Below are 19199 nucleotides of genomic sequence, written 5' to 3'. Positions count from 1 at the left end.
CCGCCCGGTCGCATCCATTACCACCGTAACGGTCAGAAATGGCGCTGCCGCTCTTTGGCCATCCGCGCCAATAATTGATTATAGAAAGAGGATTTCCGACCTATGAAAGCTCTATTGCTCGAATCCACGGATGGTCCAGAAGCCGTTCGCGTAGCGGATGTCGACACGCCGGAACCTGTTGCCGGACAAGTGCGGGTCGCGATCAAGGCGGCGTCGATGAACCACCGGGAAATGTGGATCTCGCGCGGGCTGTACCCCGGGATGGTCACACCTTGCACGATGGGCTGCGATGGAGCCGGCGTCGTCGATATGATCGGCGAAGGCGTCACTGGCGTAGAAATTGGCGACGAAGTCGTGTTGTATCCCGGCCGCGATTGGGGACCAAACCGTCATGCCCCGCAGGCCGAATTCGGACTTCTGGGCATGCCGCTCCCCGGCACCATCGCTGAATATGTCTGCGTTCCGGCCGAAAATCTGGCCCCCAAGCCCGCGGGCATGAGCTGGGAAGAGGCCGCCGCATCGATTCTGACCGGCCTGACGGCATGGCGCGCGCTGATGTTCAAGGGGCAGCTCCAGCCGACCGACACCGTCCTGATCAGCGGCGTCGGCGGCGGCGTAGCGACCTTTGGTCTCGCCTATGCGGTGGCGCTTGGCTGCAAGGTCTATGTCACGGGCGAAAGCGAAGAAGTCATCGAACGCGCCAAGAGCATGGGCGCGACCGACGGCCTGCTCTACACCGATCCCGAATGGCGCAAGAAGGTCGGCCCGATGACCGGCGGCATCGACGTCGTGCTCGATGGCGCGCCCGGACCAAGCTATGCCAATTACATCCGCGCCATAAAACCGGGCGCCCGCATCGTCATCTATGGATCGACGGCAGGCGACAAGTTCGAGATTACTGCAACCGGCGTTTTCCTGAAGAGCGCCAGCATTGTCGGCAGCCAGGTCGGCGATCCCGAAGACTTCCGCAACATGCTGGAATTCATCGACAAGCATAACATCCGGCCCGTGATCGAGAAGACGTTTTCGTTGGCCGAAGCTGACAAGGCTTTGGCCTACCTCGAAAAAGATCACAAGTTCGGCAAGGTGGCGATTACCGTATGACCGGGCTTTTCGATCTGAGCGGAAAAGTCGCGTTGGTCACCGGCGGCGCGCAAGGCCTTGGACGCATGATTGCCGAGGGTCTGCTGAAGGCAGGCGCCACGGTCGCGATCACGTCGCGGAAGGAAGACGTCTGCAACGCGGCAGCAATGGAAATGTCGTCGCTCGGGAACTGCATCCCCCTGCCCTGCGATCTTTCCAGCCCCGAAGCTGCGGTAGACCTTGCCGCGCGGCTGCGCACCGCTTGCGGCGACAAGCTCCACATTCTTGTCAATAATGCCGGCAAGACGTGGGGCGGCCCGATCGACGATTATCCCGACCAGGCATGGCCGGGCGTGATGATGGTCAATGTGCAGGCGCCCTTTACGCTGGTCCGCGAATTGCTTGGTGCGCTGGAAGCCGCCGGGACTCCCGACGATCCGGCAAGGGTAATAAACATAGGCTCCATCGCGGGGCTGAAGACGGCACGCCTCAGCGCCTATTCCTATTCGGCCAGCAAGGCGGCCATTCATATGTTGAGCCGCGATCTGGCCGGCGATCTGGCGGCCCGCAATATCAACGTCAATGCGCTGGTGCCCGGCTTCTTCCCCACGAAAATGACGGCACATCTGCGCGACGATGACGAAGTGGACCCTGCGGTGTTGTCGCAAATTCCGATGGCCCGACTGGGACGGCCGGACGAGATTGCCGGATCGGTCGTGTTCCTGGCGTCGCGTGCGGGCGCCTATATCACCGGTGTCGCCCTGCCTGTCGACGGCGGCGTCGCCGGTTGCGGTTAGTTTGCGCAATGTGTGGAGGCCTATCCTTAGGAAGGGCACGCGAGTGCCTTGAGGCGGGACAGAGATGCGCGAAGTAAGCCAGAAAATGGAGGAGGCCTGCGTGTCCGCTAACGGCGAAGATGCGTCCAGTATTCGGGTCAGTGTAAGTCCGCTTGCCGACATGTTGCTAAAGTCATGGGACGCACATCCCGACAAGGAAGCGCTCGTCTTCCCGTCGGGACGGCGCAGCTATGACGATGTCGTGCAATCGGTACTGCATCGGGCCCGCGGGCTGCTTGGCCTTGGCATCAAGCAGGGCGACCATGTCGGCATCCTGCTGCCATCCGGTATAGACTTCGTAGAAACCCTGTTCGCCGTCTCCATGGTGGGCGGCGTATCGGTCCTCATGAATGCTCGCTATCGCGCTCCCGAAATCGCCTATGTCGTCGAGAATGCCGAACTGTGCGCTGTCATAACGAATAGCGAGGCCGATGATTTCGTCGATTTCACGACCCGCCTGACAGAGGCTTTTCCGGAAATTGGCCAATGTGCCGACCCCATGGCGCTCGACATTGCGCAGGCCCCGCGATTGCGCCGCCTTATCCTGAACGGAGGGAAGCAGGCAGCAGGCTTTATCGACCAGTCCGCCTTCGATGCCGCAGCAGCCACCGTTGAGGAGGAAGCCGTTCACGAAGCACGGCTTTCGGTCCGGCTGCGCGATACATGCATGGTCCTTTATACCTCAGGGACCTCCGCAAACCCGAAGGGCTGCCTGCTATCGAATGAAGCGATCTGCCGCGAAGCCAGCAATCTTGCGCGTAACCGGTGGGCTTTTCAGGATGACGAGCGTGTCTGGTCGCCCATGCCCCTGTTCCATATCGCGGCCATGCTGGCGATGCTGGGCGCGATAGAGGTGGGCGGCACATTCATCGGCCAGCCCCATTTCGATCCGGGCGAAAGCCTGCGCCAGATCGAGGCTGAAAAGGCGACGATGATCTTCCTGCCGTTCGTCACATTTCACCAGTCGATGATCGCACATCCCGATTGGGACAGGACCGACATGGGCAGCGTGCGCCTGATGAACAGCTGTTTCAGCCAGATGCCCAAGGCGATCGGCGATGCCTATCGCGAAAAAATGCCGAATGCGCTTCAGGTCGGCACGTTCGGCATGTCAGAGGCCAGCGGGATTGTCAGCACAGGCGGCTATGACATGGATCCCGAACTGGGCTTTGAGACTTTGGGCTATCCACTCAAGGGGATTTCCGTTCGCATCGTCGACACCGAAACCGGCAAGGATCTGCCCTCGGGAGAGCGGGGCGAAGTCCTTATCAAGGGCTACAACATGCTTGACGGCTATCACCGCGATCCGGTCAAGACGGCCGAGGCCATTGATGCCGATGGCTGGTATCACAGCGGGGATATCGGTTCGCTCGACTGCAACCGCCACATGCGTTTCCATGGCCGGTTCAAGGACATGCTGAAGGTGGGCGGGGAAAACGTCGCAGCCGCCGAAGTCGAGACCGTTCTGGAATCGCACGAGGCTGTGGAACTTTCGCAGGTCATCGGCATCCCCGACCAGAGACTGGCCGAGGTGCCTGCCGCCTTCGTCAAGCTGGCGAACGGTTTCCGGCCAAGCGAAGCCGAGCTGATCGCCTTTGCCAAGGAAAGGATCGCATCCTTCAAGGTTCCCCGCCACATCCGCTATGTAGACGAATGGCCCATGTCGGCATCCAAGATCCAGAAGTTCAAGCTGCGGCAGAGGCTGATGGAAGAACTCGGGATCAGCGAATGAGGAATTTGTGATGCAAGTCGTGATTACTGGGGCAGCCAGCGGCATTGGCAAGGCCGTTGCGGAACTGCTGGCGAGGCAGGATGAAGCGCACCAGATGCTGCTGACCGACAGGGACGGCGACGGCGTCAAGGCCGTGGCCGCCACCATTGGACCTGCGGCACGCGCTTTTGCCTCCGATCTCTCTTCTCCCGACTGTGGAAAGGACATCATCGCCGCTGCCGCCGCTTTCATGGGCGGAATCGACGGGGTCGTCAGCAATGCGGGCATTATCTCCGGCGCGCCGCTGGTCGATCAGACGATCGAGCAGTTCGATCGCGTGTTCGCGATCAACACGCGCGCCACATGGCTGCTGGGCCAGGCGGCTTATCCCTATCTCGCCCGTTCCCGCGGGGCCTTTGTCGCCACCGCCTCCATGTCGGCGACGCAGCCGACCCCGGGACTCGGCTTTTATTCGTCGAGCAAGGCGGCGCTGCTGATGCTGATGCGGCAATGCGCGCTTGAATGGGGGCCGGATGGCATTCGCTGCAACACCGTTTCGCCGGGTCCTACCTACACGCCGATGACGCAGGCCGGTTATGACGACCCGCAGCGCAGGGCCCAGCGCGAATCGATGATCCCGCTTGGCAAGCTGGGGATGGCCGACGACGTGGCGAATGCGATCATCTTCCTGCTGGGACCGCAAGCCAGTCACATCTCCGGCATCGATATTCTGGTCGATGGCGGAATGAGCAATAACCTTATGCCTGCCACGGGTGGCGGAACCGGCCAGAGAGCCAGCAACTAAATTCACGATAGGAGATTGAAATGCGCATTGCACGGGTAACCAAGGGAGGCCAGATCGGCCTCGCCGCGAGCATTAATGGTGAAATCAGAGTTGTCTGGGACAGTGGCCTAGCCGACCTTGACGCAAAGATCTTCGAGGGAGCACTGGCATCTGCCGGCAAGGTCGCGGCAGGTGGCGAGGTCGTCGATGAGGCTTCGCTGACCTTCCTTCCCCCGGTCACACGACCTTCGAAGATCGTCTGCATGGGCCTGAACTATCGCGACCACGCGGAAGAATCTGGCTTTGACATTCCTGATTTTCCCGTCCTGTTTAGCCGCTTCCCATCCAGCCTTATAGGTCATGGCGCGCCCATTATCCTACCGAAAATCTCCAGCCAGCTTGACTGGGAGGCCGAACTGGCGGTTGTCCTGGCCAAGGGAGGAAAAAACATTTCCGAGGCAAATGCCCTCGATCACGTGGCCGGATACTCGGTTTTCAACGATGCCTCCTTACGTGATTACCAGCTGCGAACGCCGCAATGGACCGCGGGCAAGAACTTTGACGACACCGGCGCTTTTGGCCCGTGGCTGGTCACGCCCGATGAAGTCCCGGCAGGCGCTTCGGGACTGAAGATCGAATGCCGGTTGAATGGCAATGTCATGCAATCGTCCAACACCGGCAATCTGATCTTCACCGTTGCCAGCACGATCGAATTGCTTTCCACATTCATGACCCTCGAAGCAGGCGATGTGCTTGTGATGGGCACCCCCGGCGGTGTTGGAGTGGCACGCAATCCAAAGGTCTGGATGAAGGACGGAGACATTTGCGAAGTGGAAATTGAGGGCATCGGATTGCTGAGTAATCCTGTCGTCGCAGAATGAGCTGAAGCTCGACTGTTATGGGAGAGAAACATGGCACATAAACGTGCAGGCGCGCTTGGCGTGCATTCGATCGACCATTTCGGCCTCCAGGTGCCCGATCTGGCTGTGGCAAAGGACTTCTACACCGCATTCGGGCTTGACGTGCGCGAGACCGATGCCGGGTTGGAACTCTATACCTTTGGCCACGACCAGTGCTGGGCGCGGATCGTGGAAGGTCCAGTGAAGCAGCTGCGCTACATCAGCTTCGGGGTGTACGAAGAAGACGAAGCGCCGCTGCTCGCCCGGTTGGATGAGAACGGCGTGAAGCGCATCGAAGCGCCCGCAAAGGCGCCTAACTGCGGTACTTGGATCCTTGGCTTCGACGACATGCCGATTCAACTCGCGGTCGCCGAAAAATGTTCGCCCGATGCCAAGACGCAGTTTCAGACGATTTCGTCTGCCGCTGGCGAGTCGGGTGCCATCTTCAATTCCAAAGCGCCCAAGACCAAGCCGCGCAATCTCTCCCATTTTGCGATCTTCACCACCGACGTGATGGCGGCGACCCAATGGTACGAGGAAAATCTCGGCCTGCGCCTGTCCGACGGCAGCGGCCCGGTTGTCGCGTTCCTGCACGGCCCGCATGGCAGCGATCATCACCTGCTTGCGCTGGTCGGATCAACGCATCGCGGCATGCACCACAGCAGCTGGGATGTCGGTTCGTTCCAGGAAGTGGGCCTTGGATCGGCGCAGATGATGCGCGCCGGTTACAAGGAAGGCTGGGGTGTGGGCCGCCACGTTCTTGGCGGCAATTACTTCTATTACGCCCGCGACCCGTGGGGCAGCTATGCCGAATTTTCGGCCGATATCGATTTCATCCCGGCAGACTGCGAATGGCCTGCGGCCCAGCACTCGCCGGATGACAGCTTTTACCTGTGGGGCCCTGACGTGCCCCCCGAACTCGTCCTCAACCTTGAACCCGGAGCGCCCGAATAATGGCTGTTTTTCTTCTGATGCACGGCGGCGGCATGGGCGGCTGGACGTGGAAATTCATGCGTGAGGCGCTTGAGTCCAAGGGGCACACGGTGTTCACCCCCACCTTCACCGGATTTGGCGAACGGGAACATCTGATCGGTCGCGACGTCGGCAATGCGGTCCATGTGACCGACATTGTGAACGTCTTGAAGTATGAAGATCTGTCGGACGTGATCCTGGTTGCACATTCCTATGCCGGCACCGTCGCGCCGGGCGTGTTGGCGCAGGCGGGCGACCGCGTTCGGCGCGTCATCTATCTCGACGCGATCGTCCCCCATGCGGGTGAACGCATCGCATCGATGATGGGTTTCGCGAGTGAAGAGGAAGCCGCCGGACTGGATGCCATGCTGGATGGCGGAGAGGGCCCGATCGGGTCGGGCGTGCATGAACAACAGCGCGCGATGGCCAAGGACCATCCGCACATGATGGATCGCGACCGCGAGAAATGGCTGCTGGACCACCTGTCCGACCAGCCAATGCGCGCCACCAGCTGCGTCATTCCCGTCGGCGCGGAATCGATCACCCATCCGGTGGATTATATCGCTGCCGAACACACCATCATGGGCATGATGCACGAACGGGCCGAAAAGCTGGGCTGGACGATGCACAAGCATCCGGGCGACCATGCTTTCAACGTAGGCGATCCCGAAGGGCTTGCCGACATGATGCTGGAGATCGTGGCATGATCGATGCCACCACGTTGTTTTCGATAAAGGGCCGTGTCGCACTGGTCACCGGCGGCAGCGCCGGTATCGGCCGGATGATCGCCGAAGGGCTCGCCGCGGCCGGTGCGCGGGTCTATATCTGTGCCCGCAATGCCGAAAAGGTCGCTGCCGTGGCAGGGAATATCCCCGGCGACGTCATCGGCATCGCTGCCGATATCTCGACCATCGACGGCATCAAGGCGCTGGTAGCGGAGCTTTCGGGCCGCGAGAAAGCTCTGCATGTGCTCGTCAACAACGCAGGCACTCTGTCCGACGCCGCGATCGACGAATTTACGGAATCCGATTGGGACGGCGTCCTCGACCTCAACCTGAAGAGCCCATTCTTCCTGTTGCAGAAGCTGTTGCCGCTGCTGCGCGCGGGGGGCAGCGCACAACGACCGGCCAGCGTGATCAATATCGGGTCGGTCGGCGCGCTCAAGGTCGGTCCGCGCGAGGTCTATGCCTATCAGGCATCGAAGGGTGCAATACACTGGCTCACCAAGTCTCTGGCCAAAAATCTCGCATCGGACAATATCACCGTCAATGCCATCGCGCCCGGCTTCTTTGAGAGCGACATGACCGTGATCACCGACGATGCAATGCGCAAGATGGTCGAATCCATGGTCCCGCGCGGGCGGACGGGAATGGCCGAGGACATGGCCGGCGCGGCTATTTTCCTGGCATCCCCTGCAGGCTCCTATGTCACCGGTTCGGTCCTGCCGGTCGAAGGCGGGCTGTCGATCTAGCCCATCGTTCGATAGGTTCCAAACACAGCATCCGAAAGCACGAGGCCAGTATGGATTTCAATCTCACTGAAGAACAGATCGCATTCCGCGATGTCGTAAGGCGTTGGGTCGATGCCGAGCTGCCCAAGGACCTCATGCGTAAGCTTGAAGCGGATGAGGCAAACTATCCCTTCGAGGTATGGGACAAGCTGAAAGAACAGGGTTTCTTCGGCGTCGGCATTCCGGAAGAATATGGCGGTCTTGGCGGCGACGTGGTCATGCAGATGATCTTCGCGCGCGAAATGGCCCGCACCGCTGGCGGCCTGTTGTGGGTCTGGGGCCTTACATCGTTCGGGGGCGCCCATTCCGTTGCGATCGCCGGTAGCGAAGAGCAGAAGCAGCGCTGGTTGCCCGAAATGGCAGCAGGCAATCTGCGCGTGTCGCTTTCGATGACCGAACCCGATGGCGGCACCGACGTGCTCGGTGCAATGAAGACCTTTGCCGACAAGGTCGACGGGGGCTGGAAGCTTAACGGCGCAAAGATGTGGACCACCGGCGCCAAGGTCGCCGACCGCCTGCTCGTACTGGCCCGAAGCGACCGCAATGCGGAAAAGAAACATCACGGTCTGATCGCGCTGTTCGTGGACGCCAAATCGCCGGGCATCACAACCAACCTGCTTCCCAAGCTTGGCATGCGTGCCATGGGAAGCTGCGAGGTGCATTACGAAGATGTGTTCGTCCCCGATGAGGATGTTCTGGGCGAACCCGGCAAGGCGTGGAGCGCGATGCTGCCCAGCCTGAATAATGAGCGCATCATGGTCGGCGCGCAATGTCTGGGCGCGATCGACGGCGTGCTGGAAGACGCGCTGGAATATATGATGCAGCGCAAGGCTTTTGGTGGCGTAATCGGTCGCTTCCAGATCCTGCAGCATTATGTCGCGGATATCGCCACGTCGCAGAAATTGACCGAACTGCTGCTATTCAATGTCGCATGGATGCAAGCCAATGGCATGCCCTGCGGGAACGAGGCGAACATGCTGAAGATGGTCGCCACCGAAAACGCGGTAAAAGCCGCCGATATGGGGATCCAGATCATGGGCGGCATGGGCTATTCGGCCGAAACCGACATGCAACGTTACTGGCGCGACCACCGCATTTTGCGCATGACGCCAATTTCCAATGAGATGGTGCGCAATTCGATCGCAGAAAACCTCGGCCTGCCCCGGTCATTCTGAAGGAGGGCTTAGATGGAAGAGTTCCCCCCCGCTCCCGATGTCGCCGGCACTTCGCTAGATGGCACAGCAATATTCTCGATCAGCATGGACGAGAATGCGGCGCTGTGCCGGTCAACCGGCGTGCAGCCCTTGCCTGACGGCAGCGCGCATCCAATCTATTATTACATCGCCACGCAGGTCGCCATGGGCAAGACCGTGGCCGGCGTGTGCGAAACTTGCGAATTCGACGTGGAGGACGGCCCGATGATGGGCTCCTCCGGCGTGCGCTTTGCAGGGCAGCTCATGGTCGGGCAGGATTACCGGGTCACCGGCGAAATCCTCAGCCTCGTGCGCAAGAAAAGCCGCAAGCTGGGGGTGATGGACGTCCTCACCTATCGCCTTCGCCTGCATCCGGCCGCAGGTGGCGATGCCGTACTGGAAACGGACAATGTCTGGGTCCTGCCGCGCAAAGAGCTTGCCGCATGAGCGTTTCAGAAGACATTAAGACGGGATACACGATTCCCCCCTTCGTGATCGAATCGGTAAGTCCGGACGCCATGCGCGATTGGTCCGTGTTCCTGGCCGACCCAAACCCGATCCACCTCGATGTAAAGGTGGTGAAGGCAAAAGGGCTTGGCGACAAGCGGATCAATCAGGGTCCGATCAACGTTGCCTATATGATGAACATGCTGATGACGGCCTTTCCCGGTTGCCGGATCGAGACGATGGATTCGCGATTTCTCGACAATGTCTACGAAGGCGACCGCGTCTTTGCTTCAGGCGAAGTTACCGCCGTCGAGGGGAACCGCGTAACTTGCGATCTGAAGCTCGATGTGGACGGGCGCGGCACAGTCAATGCCGGCACCGCCACGATTTTGATATAATCCAAGGAGAACAACTATGCCCAGCGGTCCCTTTGCCCATGTATGCATGCTGGTTCGCGATCTCGATCAGGCGATCGAGGACTGGACCAAGATCCTTCGCGTTCTCGACCCGCAATCGCTTGAAAAGCCAATTGTGAAATATGATGAATTTTCAAGTGGCGAAGATTCCGGCATGAAGTGGGCAACCTTCGTCAACGAATACTCAACCGAGATTCAGTTCATCCAGCCCACCCCCGGAACGCCGCTCGGCAAGCGGCTCGACAAAGTTGGTGAGCATGTCCATCACTTGTGCTTCAGCACCGATGACGTCCCCGCCGCCATGGAAAAAATGAAGGCTGAAGGGCTGCATCTTCCGGGCGATGGTGAGACGTTCAACGATCCTGACATGACTTGGCAGAAGTGGAGTTGGGTCGGTCCCAAAAGCACCCATGGCTGCCTGATTGAAGTGGCATCTCCGTACGAAAGCCGCGATGATGGCAAGTGGCACCATGCTCCTGGCAAGTTTGCCTACAAGGGACCTGGTGAACACCCGAGCCACGCCGAAACCGTGCCCATATCGGTTTAACATGCACGGCAAGACAGTCCGATTTCGAGGAGACGGACTGAAGCTTGCGGGTGAAGCCTTTGGCGACCCGCAGGCTCCACCCGTCTTCTTCTTCCATGGCGGAGGCCAAAGTCGTAACGCATGGCGAGGCTCTGCCTTAAAAGTGAGCAAAGCCGGGTACTACGGCATAGCCTTCGACCTCCGTGGCCATGGCGAAAGCGATTGGGCACCAGACCGCAACTATCATATTGATGCATTTGCCCGCGATATCGAATGCCTGCTTTCACAGTTCGACCATCGTGTAACCCTTGTTGGAGCTTCGCGTGGTGGCCAAGCGTCCCTAATTGCCGGATCGCGCCATCCCGACAGGGTGCGACTGATCATGCTGGCCGACGTAGCGCCAGACATGCCGGACCATGCAATCAATGGAATCCGCCGCTTCTTTGCCGAAGGAGCGCATGGCTATCCCTGTCTCGAAGCGGCGGCAGATGCTTTGGCTCACCATCTGGACCAACCGCGCATCCGAGATGCATCGCGGTTAGTCCGTTCAATGCGGCAAGATCCGTCAGGTCGATGGCACTGGCATTGGGATCCTGCCTCTGGCAAGGAGGAATTCATTCACCCCCCAAGTGAGAACGAGGCGGTTGTTGCGGCTGCATCGCGGGTTACGTCGCCTATCGTAATGGTCCGTGCAGAAAGGAGCCATCTAGTCAATGATGCGAATACGGCGCGATTCCAGACGCTCGCTCCCCAACTTGAAGTCCTGACCGCCAAGGGCGCGGGCCATATGTTCACCGCAGATCGGAATGACGAGTTTGCCGCAAAACTACTTGAAAGGCTGGACCGCTATTCTGATGATGCCGCCGGATGAGTGGCAGGACGGCATTCGTCATCGGCTCGACCGGTGGCCTCGGCCGGGCTTGCGCGCGCGCGCTTGCTCAAGATTTCGGTGGAATTGCGCTTTCCTACCGGTCGAATAGAACCATCGCCGAAGAGATTGCCAATCAATTGCCGAAATCCTGCGAGGGCTGGCCGGTGCCGTGCGACCTGACGGAGCCTGCATCCGTGAGTTCCGCTATCGCGGCGGCGAATGATCGTTTCGGGCGGATCGATGCGGTGGTATTCGCATCGGGTGTCGCCATCGAACAGCCTTTCGTCAGCCGGATTGAGGAACCCCAGTGGCGCGAGGTGATCGAGACCGAATTGCTCGGCCTGATGCGCGTCGTTGCAGCAGCACTGCCCGTGTTCCGCCAGCAAGGAAGCGGTAATTTCGTGATCGTTGTGTCGGTCGCAAACTACACCTTCCCGCCCGGCGATGCGCTATCTTCGGTTCCCAAGGCAGGCATGGAAGCGCTGGGCCGCGCAATCGCCAAGGAAGAAGGCAAGTTTGGTATCCGCGCCAATATGGTGGCGCCCGGAATCATCGACGCCGGCCTTGGCGCAGAATTCGTCAAGAGGCTCTACACGCCTGAAATCTGGGAACAGCAGAAGAAGACGATCGCCCTGCGCCGCTTTGGCAACGGTGAGGACGTGGCTGAAGCGGTTCGCTTCCTCGCCTCGGACCGGGCGTCGTATATTACTGGCCAGACGATCATCGTGGATGGCGGTTTCAGCCTCTAATACCAAGGCGCGCTGAGGCTGACTCACGCCGGGGATTCCCAAGTTGATGATTTTCTGATTCACCATGGCAAGCACAGGAGGCTTGCGATGGCGGCAGCGATTGAGATTAGATCTGACTACACTTCGACGGATTTGCGAGGGCTTGCGCGACGATGCGATGATGCCGATCAGGTCCGGCGCCTATTGGCCATTGCGCTGGTTCTTGACGGCGGGAGCCGCAGCGAAGCGGCGAAGATTGCCGGCGTGACGCTGCAGATCGTGCGCGACTGGGTTCTGCGCTTCAACGAGGGTGGCCCCGACGGTCTTGCCACTCGCAAGGCTCCGGGGCGGGCTTCGATCTTGAATGACGATCAGCGCGCCCGGCTGGCCGAGATCGTCGAGGCGGGCCCGATCCCCGCGTCGCATGGCGTAGTGCGTTGGCGGCTGTGTGATCTGGCGCAGTGGGTCTGGGACGAATTCGAACTGTCGGTCACGCGCCACACTCTTGGGCGCGAACTGCGTGCGATGGGTTATCGCAAGCTCTCGGCCCGACCCCGCCATCGCGGCCAGAAGCGTGAAGACATTGCCATTTTTAAAAAGAGTTCGCTGCCCGCCTGGCGCAAATCAGATGCAGCCTCCCGCAAGGAACGCCTGTAGAGCTATGGTGGCAGGATGAAGCCCGTATCGGTCAGCAGACCAAGCTCACGCGGCGCTGGGCGAAGCGCGGCACGAGACCGTCGGCGCCCAAAGATCAGCGGCGCTCTTCAGCCTGGCTCTTCGGCGCGATCTGTCCCGCTGAAGGCAAGGCTGCCGGCATCGTCATGCCCCGGTGCAACAGCGAAGCGATGAGTATGCATCTGGAGGAAATCGCCTTCCATATCGCGCCGGGCGCCCACGCCGTACTGATCCTCGACCAGGCTGGATGGCACGGATCGGCCGAACTGATCGTTCCGCCCAACATCACGCTGATGCCGCTGCCGCCACGATGCCCTGAACTGAACCCGGTCGAGAACCTGTGGCAGTTCATGCGCGACAACTGGCTGTCGAACCGCATCTTCAAATCCTACGACGATATCGTCGACCACTGCTGCTTCGCATGGAACAAGCTCGTCGATCAGCCGTGGCGCATCATGTCCATTGGAATGCGACAATGGGCTCATGGGTTCTGATCAGCGCGCCTTGGTATAACCCAGCGACGCGGCCGGTCGCGCTATGACGCGAAAAAAGGGGGGCAGAATTGCCCCCCTTTCGCGTCATGACTGGCGCTGCCTTACTTGTAGGGATCGACCGGCTGCGGAGCCTCGATCACTTCAAGGTCGATCAGCATCGAAAGCACGTCCGAGATGGAATAGATGTGCACGATCTTGTCGCCGTTGAACTTGATCCAGCTGAACCAGAGCACGTCGAGCTGATTGCCCGTCGGCTGAACACCCATGTAGGGGCCGCCCGTGTGCTTGCCGTGGTGGTGGCACAGGACGCAAATCTCGTCGTCGCCACGGCCCCATGCCTTGAGCGTGCGGTAGACCGACGGCGGGAACGTAGTGAAAAGCGCGCGGGGCGAGCTGTTCCACTCTTCGAACGTCCCCAGATCGGGCCGGTTCGGATTGTCGTAGGTCATCTTGTCCTTGTCCATGAACTCGTCGAATCCGGACCAGTCGCCTACGTTCAGCTTGTCGTGCAGGTTCATCCACTGGTTGACCATGAACGTTTGACGTTCGGTCAGGCCTTCGCAAATCTCGGCACGCTTTTCGGGCGAAAGCTTGAAATCATCCAGTGTGAAGGGCGGGATCCGTCCAGCCATAAAAACTCTCCATTATGTCGAGCTGCGATCTTGCAGCGTAGGGATACGTCTGACCAGGCCCGAAGAGGGATGCGGCCGTCGATCGCGGCCCTTTTCAATTCCATGCTGCGGTCTGCAACCTACCAATCGGCAGGAACAGACCGGCGATTACCCGCACATTCATGTGGCATAAGCGGACAGAAGGGAGACTGCCGTGCTTTCGATCGAAGAAATGTCGGACAGGTTCGAGATTCAGGACCTGATGGTGGGATATTGCTATGCCGTGGACAACAAGGACTTCGATGCCCTTGACGGCTATTTCACCGATGATGCCGTAATCGACTATAGCGAAATGGTCGGCGTCAAAGGTTCGCTGGCCGATATCAAGTCGTTCCTCGCAGCCAGTCTTGGGTCCGTGCCGATGTCGCAGCATGCGGTTTCGACCACGCAATACAGCTTTGACGGTGATCGCTGCGAAACGCGGTCGGTCTGCACAAACCCGATGGTCGTTCCCGGCGATGATGGGCAGCCCCAGACAATCTTCTTCGGCCTGTGGTACATCCACCAGTTCCGCCGCACCCAGAACGGCTGGCGCATTTCCGGCCTCTACGAAAAGAAATGCTATAACCACAATCTGCCCGAGCACATCAAGGCGATGGCGCGATGAGCCCCGAAGCGCTCGCCGCGCAGACGATGGGCGACCCAGTCAATCCATGGGTGATGGAAACCGGCAGCATCTATCTGTGGAGTGCGCTGCTTCTGGCGGCCACGGCCCTTACGGTGAAGAACCGCCGCATCCCGCTTTTCGGCTTGATGCTGATCGCAGCCTCAAGCGGCTTCTGGCAGGAATTTTTCGGTGACTGGGGCGCCTATGTCGCTTGGAACCCCGACTTTGCGCGCCTGCCCTTCTGGGGCGAGATGGCCTATACGACGCCAGTGAAGCCGCTGTTCATGCCGTTCAGCTGGGGATGGTGGTTTGCCGTCTCGATACCATTGCTGACCTCGCTCGTGCTGTTCCTCAAGCGGAAATTCCCTGCGCGGTCGGTCTATGCGCTATCGTTCATGACCGCGTTTCCGCTTTTCCTTGCCTATCAGATCTATGTCGAGGGCAGTTCGGTCGCCAACGGCTGGTGGACGTATGATTCGGTGGTCGGTCCGGCGCTGGAAAGCGAACAGGGACGGTTGCCGCTTGTTTTCCCTCTGCTCATTGGCCTGTGGGCTGGCTGGTTCGTCGGGATGCTTGCCGATCGCGATACACAAGGGTTCATGGCGCACGAGGTTCGCCTCGGCGCAGCGGCCAGGCCCGCCGGCTTTGACCGGGAATGGACGCGGCTGTGGGGTATGATCTTACTGTTTCAGGCAACCTTTCTTGCGATCAATATCGCCCCCGCCGTGATCGCACGCATGGCGTTCGGTGGCCCCAGTGCACTTGTGCCCTGATCCGCATAAAAGTGAGATTGCAACGAAGTGACCTGGTTGAATCGTTTACTGGCAATACTGGTGCTCCTTCTGGGCATCAGTCTGATCTGGATCGGCGCACAACTTCTGCTGGCGGGCGGTTCGCCATATTATGTGGCTGGCGGTCTGGCATTCATTGCCGTCGCCGGATTGCTTTGGCGTCAATCGGCAAGAGCGCTTTATGTCTATGCCGCCATATGGACCCTTTCGCTGGCATGGTCGGTTTGGGAAGCGGGCTTCGCCTTCTGGCCACTGCTGGGCCGGATGGGCTTGCTTACGGTCATCGGCATCTGGCTGCTTACCCCATGGGTGCGGCGATCGCTGGGCGTCGTCCCCGTCACGCGGATCAGCGGCGGACTGTTGGGCGTGGCGCTTCTGGGTCTGGTTGCGGGGCTTTCGTGGACTTTCTGGAACGACCGTATCACCGGCGGCACCGATCTTGCCGGTCTGGCCGGAGCGCCCGCATCTGCGCGCGACGGCGAATGGCATCATTACGGGAATTTGCAGGCAGGACGCCGCTTTTCGCCCCTTGACCAGATCACCCCTGCCAATGTCGGTGCGCTGCAAGAGGTGTGGCGCTATTCGACCGGGCGAGAACCGAACGGTCAGCCCGCGCCTTTTCAGGCAACCCCGCTGATGGTCGACGATCGGCTGTATGTCTGCACCGGCTATAATGACGTCATCGCCCTCGATCCCGAAAGCGGTAAGCAGATCTGGCGCTTTGAAGCCCATGCCGACGCGACCGGGGTTTTCGGCCAGACATGCAGGGGCGTCACTTACTTCGCGGCGCCCGATGCGGCAGCCGGCGTAAGCTGTGCCGCGCGGATCTACACCGCGACTATTGACAGCCGCCTGATCGCCCTCGACGCGCAGACAGGGCAGCCCTGCACCGATTTTGGCAAAGAAGGTGAAGTCGATCTTTTACGCGGCATGAGCAAGGCCCCGCCGGGCTATTACCACGTTTCCTCACCGCCCACGCTCGTTTCGGGGAAGCTGGTGATCGGCGGTTGGGTCACCGACGGCCAGATGGTTGGCGAGCCTTCAGGCGTGATCCGCGCCTATGATGCCATCACCGGAAAGCTGGCATGGGCATGGGATATGGGCGCCCCCGACCGGATGGGCGAGCCTGCGCCGGGCGAGACCTATACCCCAGGTACGCCCAACAGCTGGAGCGTGATGAGCGCCGATGAAGAGCTGGGCATGGTCTATGTACCGATGGGCAATGCCACCCCGGATTATACGGGGCTGCACCGCACGCCGGAAATGGAGAGATACTCGACCAGCGTCGTTGCGCTGGATGCTGAAACTGGTCGGCCGCGATGGCATTTCCAGACGGCCCATCACGATATCTGGGATTACGACGTCGGATCGCAGCCTGTCCTGTTCGACCTGCCCGACGGCCGCCCTGCCCTGCTGCAACCGACGAAGCGGGGCGAGCTTTTCATGCTCGATCGCCGCACGGGAGAGCCCATCACCGAGGTTGCCGAATTGCCGGTGACGCCTTCGAAGGCAGAAGGCGATCGCGGAGCGCACACACAGCCATTCTCGGTCGGCCTGCCCAGTTTCGAAGGACCGCGGCCAAGCGAGCGCAGCATGTGGGGCATGGCGATGGTGGACCAGGTCTGGTGCCGCCTGAAGTTCCGGCAGGCGCGTTTCGACGGGCACATGACTCCGATTGAGACCGACCGCGCGTCGATTATCTGGCCGGGCTCTCTGGGCGGCAACAACTGGGGCAGCATCGCGGTCGATCCGGTACAGGGCATCGCATTCGTGAATTCGTCGCATGTCCTGAACTACAACCGTCTGATAGCGCGCGACGAAGCCGACAGGATCGGACTGAAGCCCGTGGCGGTCCCAAGTTACGAGAACGTTGCAGGGCCGGTGGCACAGACCGGGACTCCCTATGCGGCCGCCGTTGCACCGTTCCTGTCCCCGCTCGTCGCGCCCTGTACAGAGCCGCCCTACGGGCTCGTCAGTGCTGTCGATCTCGTTTCGGGCAAGCTGCTTTGGCAAAAGCCGTTCGGCACGGCGCGCGATAGCGGCCCGCTGATGATGCCGCTTGGCATACCGATTCCGATGGGCGTGCCCAATATCGGCGGCGGCGTGGTCACGGGCAGCGGACTGGCCTTCATCGGTGCCACGCAGGAACACATGATCCGCGCCTATGAACTTCGGTCGGGCAAGGAGCTTTGGCATGGACGACTACCGGCCGGCGGCAATGCCACGCCCATGACCTACTGGTCCGACCGGTCCGGTCGGCAATTCGTTGTGATCGCCGCCGGCGGACATGGCGGCATATTGTCGGGATATAGCAACGAGCTGATCGCCTATGCGTTGCCGCAGGGCACTCGGGTACAGGGGGAGAAAAAATGAGCATTGTCGCGGTCGTTACCGGAGCAACAAGGGGCCTTGGCCGGGGTATCGCCCGCGAGTTCGGAGCCGATGGCGCTACCGTGGTGGTGACGGGCCGGAACGAGGCGGATCTGGCGGCGGTGTCCGATGAAATTGCGGAACGCGGCGGCAAACCGATCGCGATCGCCTGCGACCATGCGGACGACGAATCGGTCGCTAGAGCCTTCGCGCGGATCGAGGACGAAGCGGGCCGGATCGACATATTGGTGAACAATGCCGCGGCGGTGCATGCGATGGACCTGATCGCGCCCGGACCGTTCTGGGAAAAGCCGCTGCACCTTGTCGACATGATCGATGTCGGCCTGCGCTCCAACTATGTCTCTTCGTGGCATGCTGCACCGATGATGGCCAAGGCGGGCAAGGGCCTGATCGCCAGCATCTCGTTTTATGGCGCGGTGTCCTATTTCCACGGGGCCGCCTATGGCGCGGCCAAGGCCGGGACGGACAAGATGATGGCCGACATGGCGGTCGACCTTGCCCCCCATGGCGTGGCCGCGATCTCCTATTGGCCGGGCTTCATCCTGACCGATGCCGTGAAAGCCATGCCTGCCGACATGCTGCCCCCCGACATGCGCGAAAGCCTTCCCCAATGGGAGACGCCCGAATTCGCCGCGCGCGTACTGCAAGCCCTGTACGCCGACCCCAGGATAATGTCCTTCACCGGGCAGGCGCTGATCGGGGCCGAAATGGGCGCGCGTTACGGAGTCAGCGATCTCGACGGGAAGCAGCCGATTTCCTATCGCGAAACGATGGGAGCGCCGCAGATGCCCTTTACCCGCGTTGGCGGATAGCAGGCATGATCGAAGCGGTCCTCGTCGTACTGACCAAGGCGCGTACGGGGCGCGAGGCTGACCTCGACGACTGGTACACCAACATCCACATCCGCGACGCACTGCGTTTTCGAGGCTCTGTAACGGCACAGCGTTTTTCCCGCAGTCCGCATCAGCCGATGGACATCCCGCCGGAATATGACTGGCAGTATTTCGCCTTGTACGATGTATTCGATCCCGAACGTTTTTCGCGCGAGCATTGGGAGAATGCGCTGACCAGCCGCATGATGGTCACCACCGCCATCGATGACAGCGTGCTTGAGGATTATCACTATTATCCGCTGGCATTCCGGAACAACCCCGAAATCGAACATTCGGGCGGCGTCGTGTTCGAACAGTTCAATGCCGCACCGGGCAAGGACGCCGAATTGCGCGAATGGTATGCCGACAGCTATCTGCCTGCCGCCGTGCGCCGTCCGGGCGTTCACAGCGCAGCCCTGCTGGCGTTTCGCAGCCATGGACAGATGATCCCCACCACGCCGCGATATAGTTATGTCGGCATCTACAAGGTCAATTCCTCCGACAGCTGGCAGGGTTGGAAAGACGCGCCGGAACTTGCGCTGTCAGACCTCGTCGAACGCGACGACCTGCTGGTCACGCATTGGGACAGGCTGACCGGCAGGTTGACGAAGGACGATGTCCAGCACCCCACCGCCCAAGGCCTTGCGGACGAGGAACAGGCCCGTGCGCGCATGGGCGACGATGTGCTGACGGGCGGCGCGGAGAAGCTCGGCTCGGCCTGA

Annotated in this window: 21 protein-coding genes; 20 read left to right on the top strand and 1 reads right to left on the bottom strand. The window is 60.5% G+C overall.

Translation table 11 applies throughout. The features are described 5' to 3' along the window. Window positions 1–102: 102 nt before the first annotated feature. From LOZ77_RS02075 to LOZ77_RS02005, 15 genes are all read left to right on the top strand, one after another. Window positions 103–1104 carry a zinc-binding dehydrogenase gene (locus tag LOZ77_RS02075; protein WP_230280559.1) on the top strand — a complete coding sequence of 334 codons (1002 nt, stop codon included), beginning with the start codon at window positions 103–105 and terminating at the stop codon, window positions 1102–1104. Further along, complete coding sequence (locus LOZ77_RS02070) at window positions 1101–1880, top strand: SDR family oxidoreductase (RefSeq protein WP_230280558.1); 780 nt, start codon at window positions 1101–1103, stop codon at window positions 1878–1880. The genes LOZ77_RS02075 and LOZ77_RS02070 overlap by 4 nt, the downstream gene beginning before the upstream one ends. A gap of 64 nt (window positions 1881–1944) precedes the next feature. Further along, a complete protein-coding gene (locus tag LOZ77_RS02065; RefSeq protein ID WP_230280557.1) occupies window positions 1945–3651 on the top strand; it encodes a class I adenylate-forming enzyme family protein in 1707 nt (568 codons plus the stop codon). 10 nt (window positions 3652–3661) lie between these two features. Further along, window positions 3662–4435 (top strand): SDR family NAD(P)-dependent oxidoreductase, encoded by a 774-nt coding sequence (locus LOZ77_RS02060; protein ID WP_230280556.1) that lies wholly within the window; start codon window positions 3662–3664, stop codon window positions 4433–4435. A 20-nt stretch (window positions 4436–4455) separates the two neighbouring features. Beyond that, window positions 4456–5295: a fumarylacetoacetate hydrolase family protein gene (locus LOZ77_RS02055; protein ID WP_230280555.1), complete on the top strand. Its 840-nt coding sequence runs from the start codon at window positions 4456–4458 to the stop codon at window positions 5293–5295. Window positions 5296–5325: 30 nt separating this feature from the next. Next, window positions 5326–6267, top strand: a complete 942-nt coding sequence (locus LOZ77_RS02050; RefSeq protein WP_230280554.1) for a VOC family protein — start codon at window positions 5326–5328, stop codon at window positions 6265–6267. Then, on the top strand, window positions 6267–6992 hold the full coding sequence (locus LOZ77_RS02045) for an alpha/beta fold hydrolase (protein ID WP_230280553.1): 726 nt from the start codon (window positions 6267–6269) through the stop codon (window positions 6990–6992). The genes LOZ77_RS02050 and LOZ77_RS02045 overlap by 1 nt, the downstream gene beginning before the upstream one ends. Beyond that, entirely contained in the window at window positions 6992–7756 is a 765-nt protein-coding gene (locus tag LOZ77_RS02040) for an SDR family oxidoreductase (protein ID WP_230281951.1), read from the top strand. The genes LOZ77_RS02045 and LOZ77_RS02040 overlap by 1 nt, the downstream gene beginning before the upstream one ends. Window positions 7757–7806: 50 nt before the next feature. After that, on the top strand, window positions 7807–8970 hold the full coding sequence (locus LOZ77_RS02035; RefSeq protein WP_230280552.1) for an acyl-CoA dehydrogenase family protein: 1164 nt from the start codon (window positions 7807–7809) through the stop codon (window positions 8968–8970). Between the two features lie 12 nt (window positions 8971–8982). Beyond that, window positions 8983–9435, top strand: coding sequence for a hypothetical protein (locus LOZ77_RS02030; protein ID WP_230280551.1), 453 nt, complete (start codon window positions 8983–8985; stop codon window positions 9433–9435). Beyond that, window positions 9432–9833 (top strand): MaoC family dehydratase, encoded by a 402-nt coding sequence (locus tag LOZ77_RS02025; RefSeq protein ID WP_230280550.1) that lies wholly within the window; start codon window positions 9432–9434, stop codon window positions 9831–9833. Before LOZ77_RS02030 ends, LOZ77_RS02025 begins: the two co-directional genes overlap by 4 nt. A 16-nt stretch (window positions 9834–9849) precedes the next feature. Next, window positions 9850–10398 (top strand): VOC family protein, encoded by a 549-nt coding sequence (locus tag LOZ77_RS02020; protein WP_230280549.1) that lies wholly within the window; start codon window positions 9850–9852, stop codon window positions 10396–10398. 1 nt (window position 10399) lies between these two features. Continuing rightward, window positions 10400–11248, top strand: a complete 849-nt coding sequence (locus LOZ77_RS02015; protein ID WP_230280548.1) for an alpha/beta fold hydrolase — start codon at window positions 10400–10402, stop codon at window positions 11246–11248. Then, on the top strand, window positions 11245–11997 hold the full coding sequence (locus LOZ77_RS02010) for an SDR family NAD(P)-dependent oxidoreductase (RefSeq protein WP_230280547.1): 753 nt from the start codon (window positions 11245–11247) through the stop codon (window positions 11995–11997). The genes LOZ77_RS02015 and LOZ77_RS02010 overlap by 4 nt, the downstream gene beginning before the upstream one ends. An 87-nt stretch (window positions 11998–12084) precedes the next feature. After that, window positions 12085–13145 (top strand): IS630 family transposase gene (locus tag LOZ77_RS02005; RefSeq protein ID WP_230279791.1). Its coding sequence is split into 2 segments (ribosomal slippage): window positions 12085–12577 and window positions 12577–13145, totalling 1062 coding nucleotides; the frame shifts between segments, so codons are not numbered across the junction. Window positions 13146–13246: 101 nt separating this feature from the next. Here LOZ77_RS02005 and LOZ77_RS02000 read toward each other — a convergent pair. Continuing rightward, window positions 13247–13777 (bottom strand): ester cyclase, encoded by a 531-nt coding sequence (locus LOZ77_RS02000; RefSeq protein ID WP_230280546.1) that lies wholly within the window; start codon window positions 13775–13777, stop codon window positions 13247–13249. Between the two features lie 193 nt (window positions 13778–13970). Between LOZ77_RS02000 and LOZ77_RS01995 the strand changes: the two genes are divergently transcribed. The 5 genes from LOZ77_RS01995 to LOZ77_RS01975 are packed head-to-tail and all read left to right on the top strand — an operon-like array spanning window position 13971 to window position 19199. Beyond that, complete coding sequence (locus LOZ77_RS01995; RefSeq protein WP_230280545.1) at window positions 13971–14423, top strand: nuclear transport factor 2 family protein; 453 nt, start codon at window positions 13971–13973, stop codon at window positions 14421–14423. Beyond that, the gene (locus LOZ77_RS01990) at window positions 14420–15196 is read left to right on the top strand and encodes a hypothetical protein (RefSeq protein ID WP_230280544.1); all 777 of its coding nucleotides are present in this window, start codon (window positions 14420–14422) and stop codon (window positions 15194–15196) included. The genes LOZ77_RS01995 and LOZ77_RS01990 overlap by 4 nt, the downstream gene beginning before the upstream one ends. 27 nt (window positions 15197–15223) lie before the next feature. Next, complete coding sequence (locus LOZ77_RS01985) at window positions 15224–17587, top strand: membrane-bound PQQ-dependent dehydrogenase, glucose/quinate/shikimate family (RefSeq protein WP_230280543.1); 2364 nt, start codon at window positions 15224–15226, stop codon at window positions 17585–17587. After that, a complete protein-coding gene (locus tag LOZ77_RS01980) occupies window positions 17584–18417 on the top strand; it encodes an SDR family NAD(P)-dependent oxidoreductase (RefSeq protein ID WP_230280542.1) in 834 nt (277 codons plus the stop codon). The genes LOZ77_RS01985 and LOZ77_RS01980 overlap by 4 nt, the downstream gene beginning before the upstream one ends. Before the next feature lie 5 nt (window positions 18418–18422). After that, complete coding sequence (locus LOZ77_RS01975; protein WP_230280541.1) at window positions 18423–19199, top strand: hypothetical protein; 777 nt, start codon at window positions 18423–18425, stop codon at window positions 19197–19199.

The organism is Croceicoccus sp. Ery15 (genome assembly GCF_020985305.1).
GTDB lineage: Bacteria > Pseudomonadota > Alphaproteobacteria > Sphingomonadales > Sphingomonadaceae > Croceicoccus.
This window is presented reverse-complemented; position numbering and strand designations above follow the sequence as displayed.

Coding starts and splice junctions, on each gene's coding strand:
- LOZ77_RS02075 (WP_230280559.1), top strand. CDS start 103: ATGAAAGCTCTATTGCTCGAATCCACGGATGGTCCAGAAGCCGTTCGC.
- LOZ77_RS02070 (WP_230280558.1), top strand. CDS start 1,101: ATGACCGGGCTTTTCGATCTGAGCGGAAAAGTCGCGTTGGTCACCGGC.
- LOZ77_RS02065 (WP_230280557.1), top strand. CDS start 1,945: ATGCGCGAAGTAAGCCAGAAAATGGAGGAGGCCTGCGTGTCCGCTAAC.
- LOZ77_RS02060 (WP_230280556.1), top strand. CDS start 3,662: ATGCAAGTCGTGATTACTGGGGCAGCCAGCGGCATTGGCAAGGCCGTT.
- LOZ77_RS02055 (WP_230280555.1), top strand. CDS start 4,456: ATGCGCATTGCACGGGTAACCAAGGGAGGCCAGATCGGCCTCGCCGCG.
- LOZ77_RS02050 (WP_230280554.1), top strand. CDS start 5,326: ATGGCACATAAACGTGCAGGCGCGCTTGGCGTGCATTCGATCGACCAT.
- LOZ77_RS02045 (WP_230280553.1), top strand. CDS start 6,267: ATGGCTGTTTTTCTTCTGATGCACGGCGGCGGCATGGGCGGCTGGACG.
- LOZ77_RS02035 (WP_230280552.1), top strand. CDS start 7,807: ATGGATTTCAATCTCACTGAAGAACAGATCGCATTCCGCGATGTCGTA.
- LOZ77_RS02030 (WP_230280551.1), top strand. CDS start 8,983: ATGGAAGAGTTCCCCCCCGCTCCCGATGTCGCCGGCACTTCGCTAGAT.
- LOZ77_RS02025 (WP_230280550.1), top strand. CDS start 9,432: ATGAGCGTTTCAGAAGACATTAAGACGGGATACACGATTCCCCCCTTC.
- LOZ77_RS02020 (WP_230280549.1), top strand. CDS start 9,850: ATGCCCAGCGGTCCCTTTGCCCATGTATGCATGCTGGTTCGCGATCTC.
- LOZ77_RS02015 (WP_230280548.1), top strand. CDS start 10,400: ATGCACGGCAAGACAGTCCGATTTCGAGGAGACGGACTGAAGCTTGCG.
- LOZ77_RS02010 (WP_230280547.1), top strand. CDS start 11,245: ATGAGTGGCAGGACGGCATTCGTCATCGGCTCGACCGGTGGCCTCGGC.
- LOZ77_RS02000 (WP_230280546.1), bottom strand. CDS start 13,777: ATGGCTGGACGGATCCCGCCCTTCACACTGGATGATTTCAAGCTTTCG.
- LOZ77_RS01990 (WP_230280544.1), top strand. CDS start 14,420: ATGAGCCCCGAAGCGCTCGCCGCGCAGACGATGGGCGACCCAGTCAAT.
- LOZ77_RS01980 (WP_230280542.1), top strand. CDS start 17,584: ATGAGCATTGTCGCGGTCGTTACCGGAGCAACAAGGGGCCTTGGCCGG.
- LOZ77_RS01975 (WP_230280541.1), top strand. CDS start 18,423: ATGATCGAAGCGGTCCTCGTCGTACTGACCAAGGCGCGTACGGGGCGC.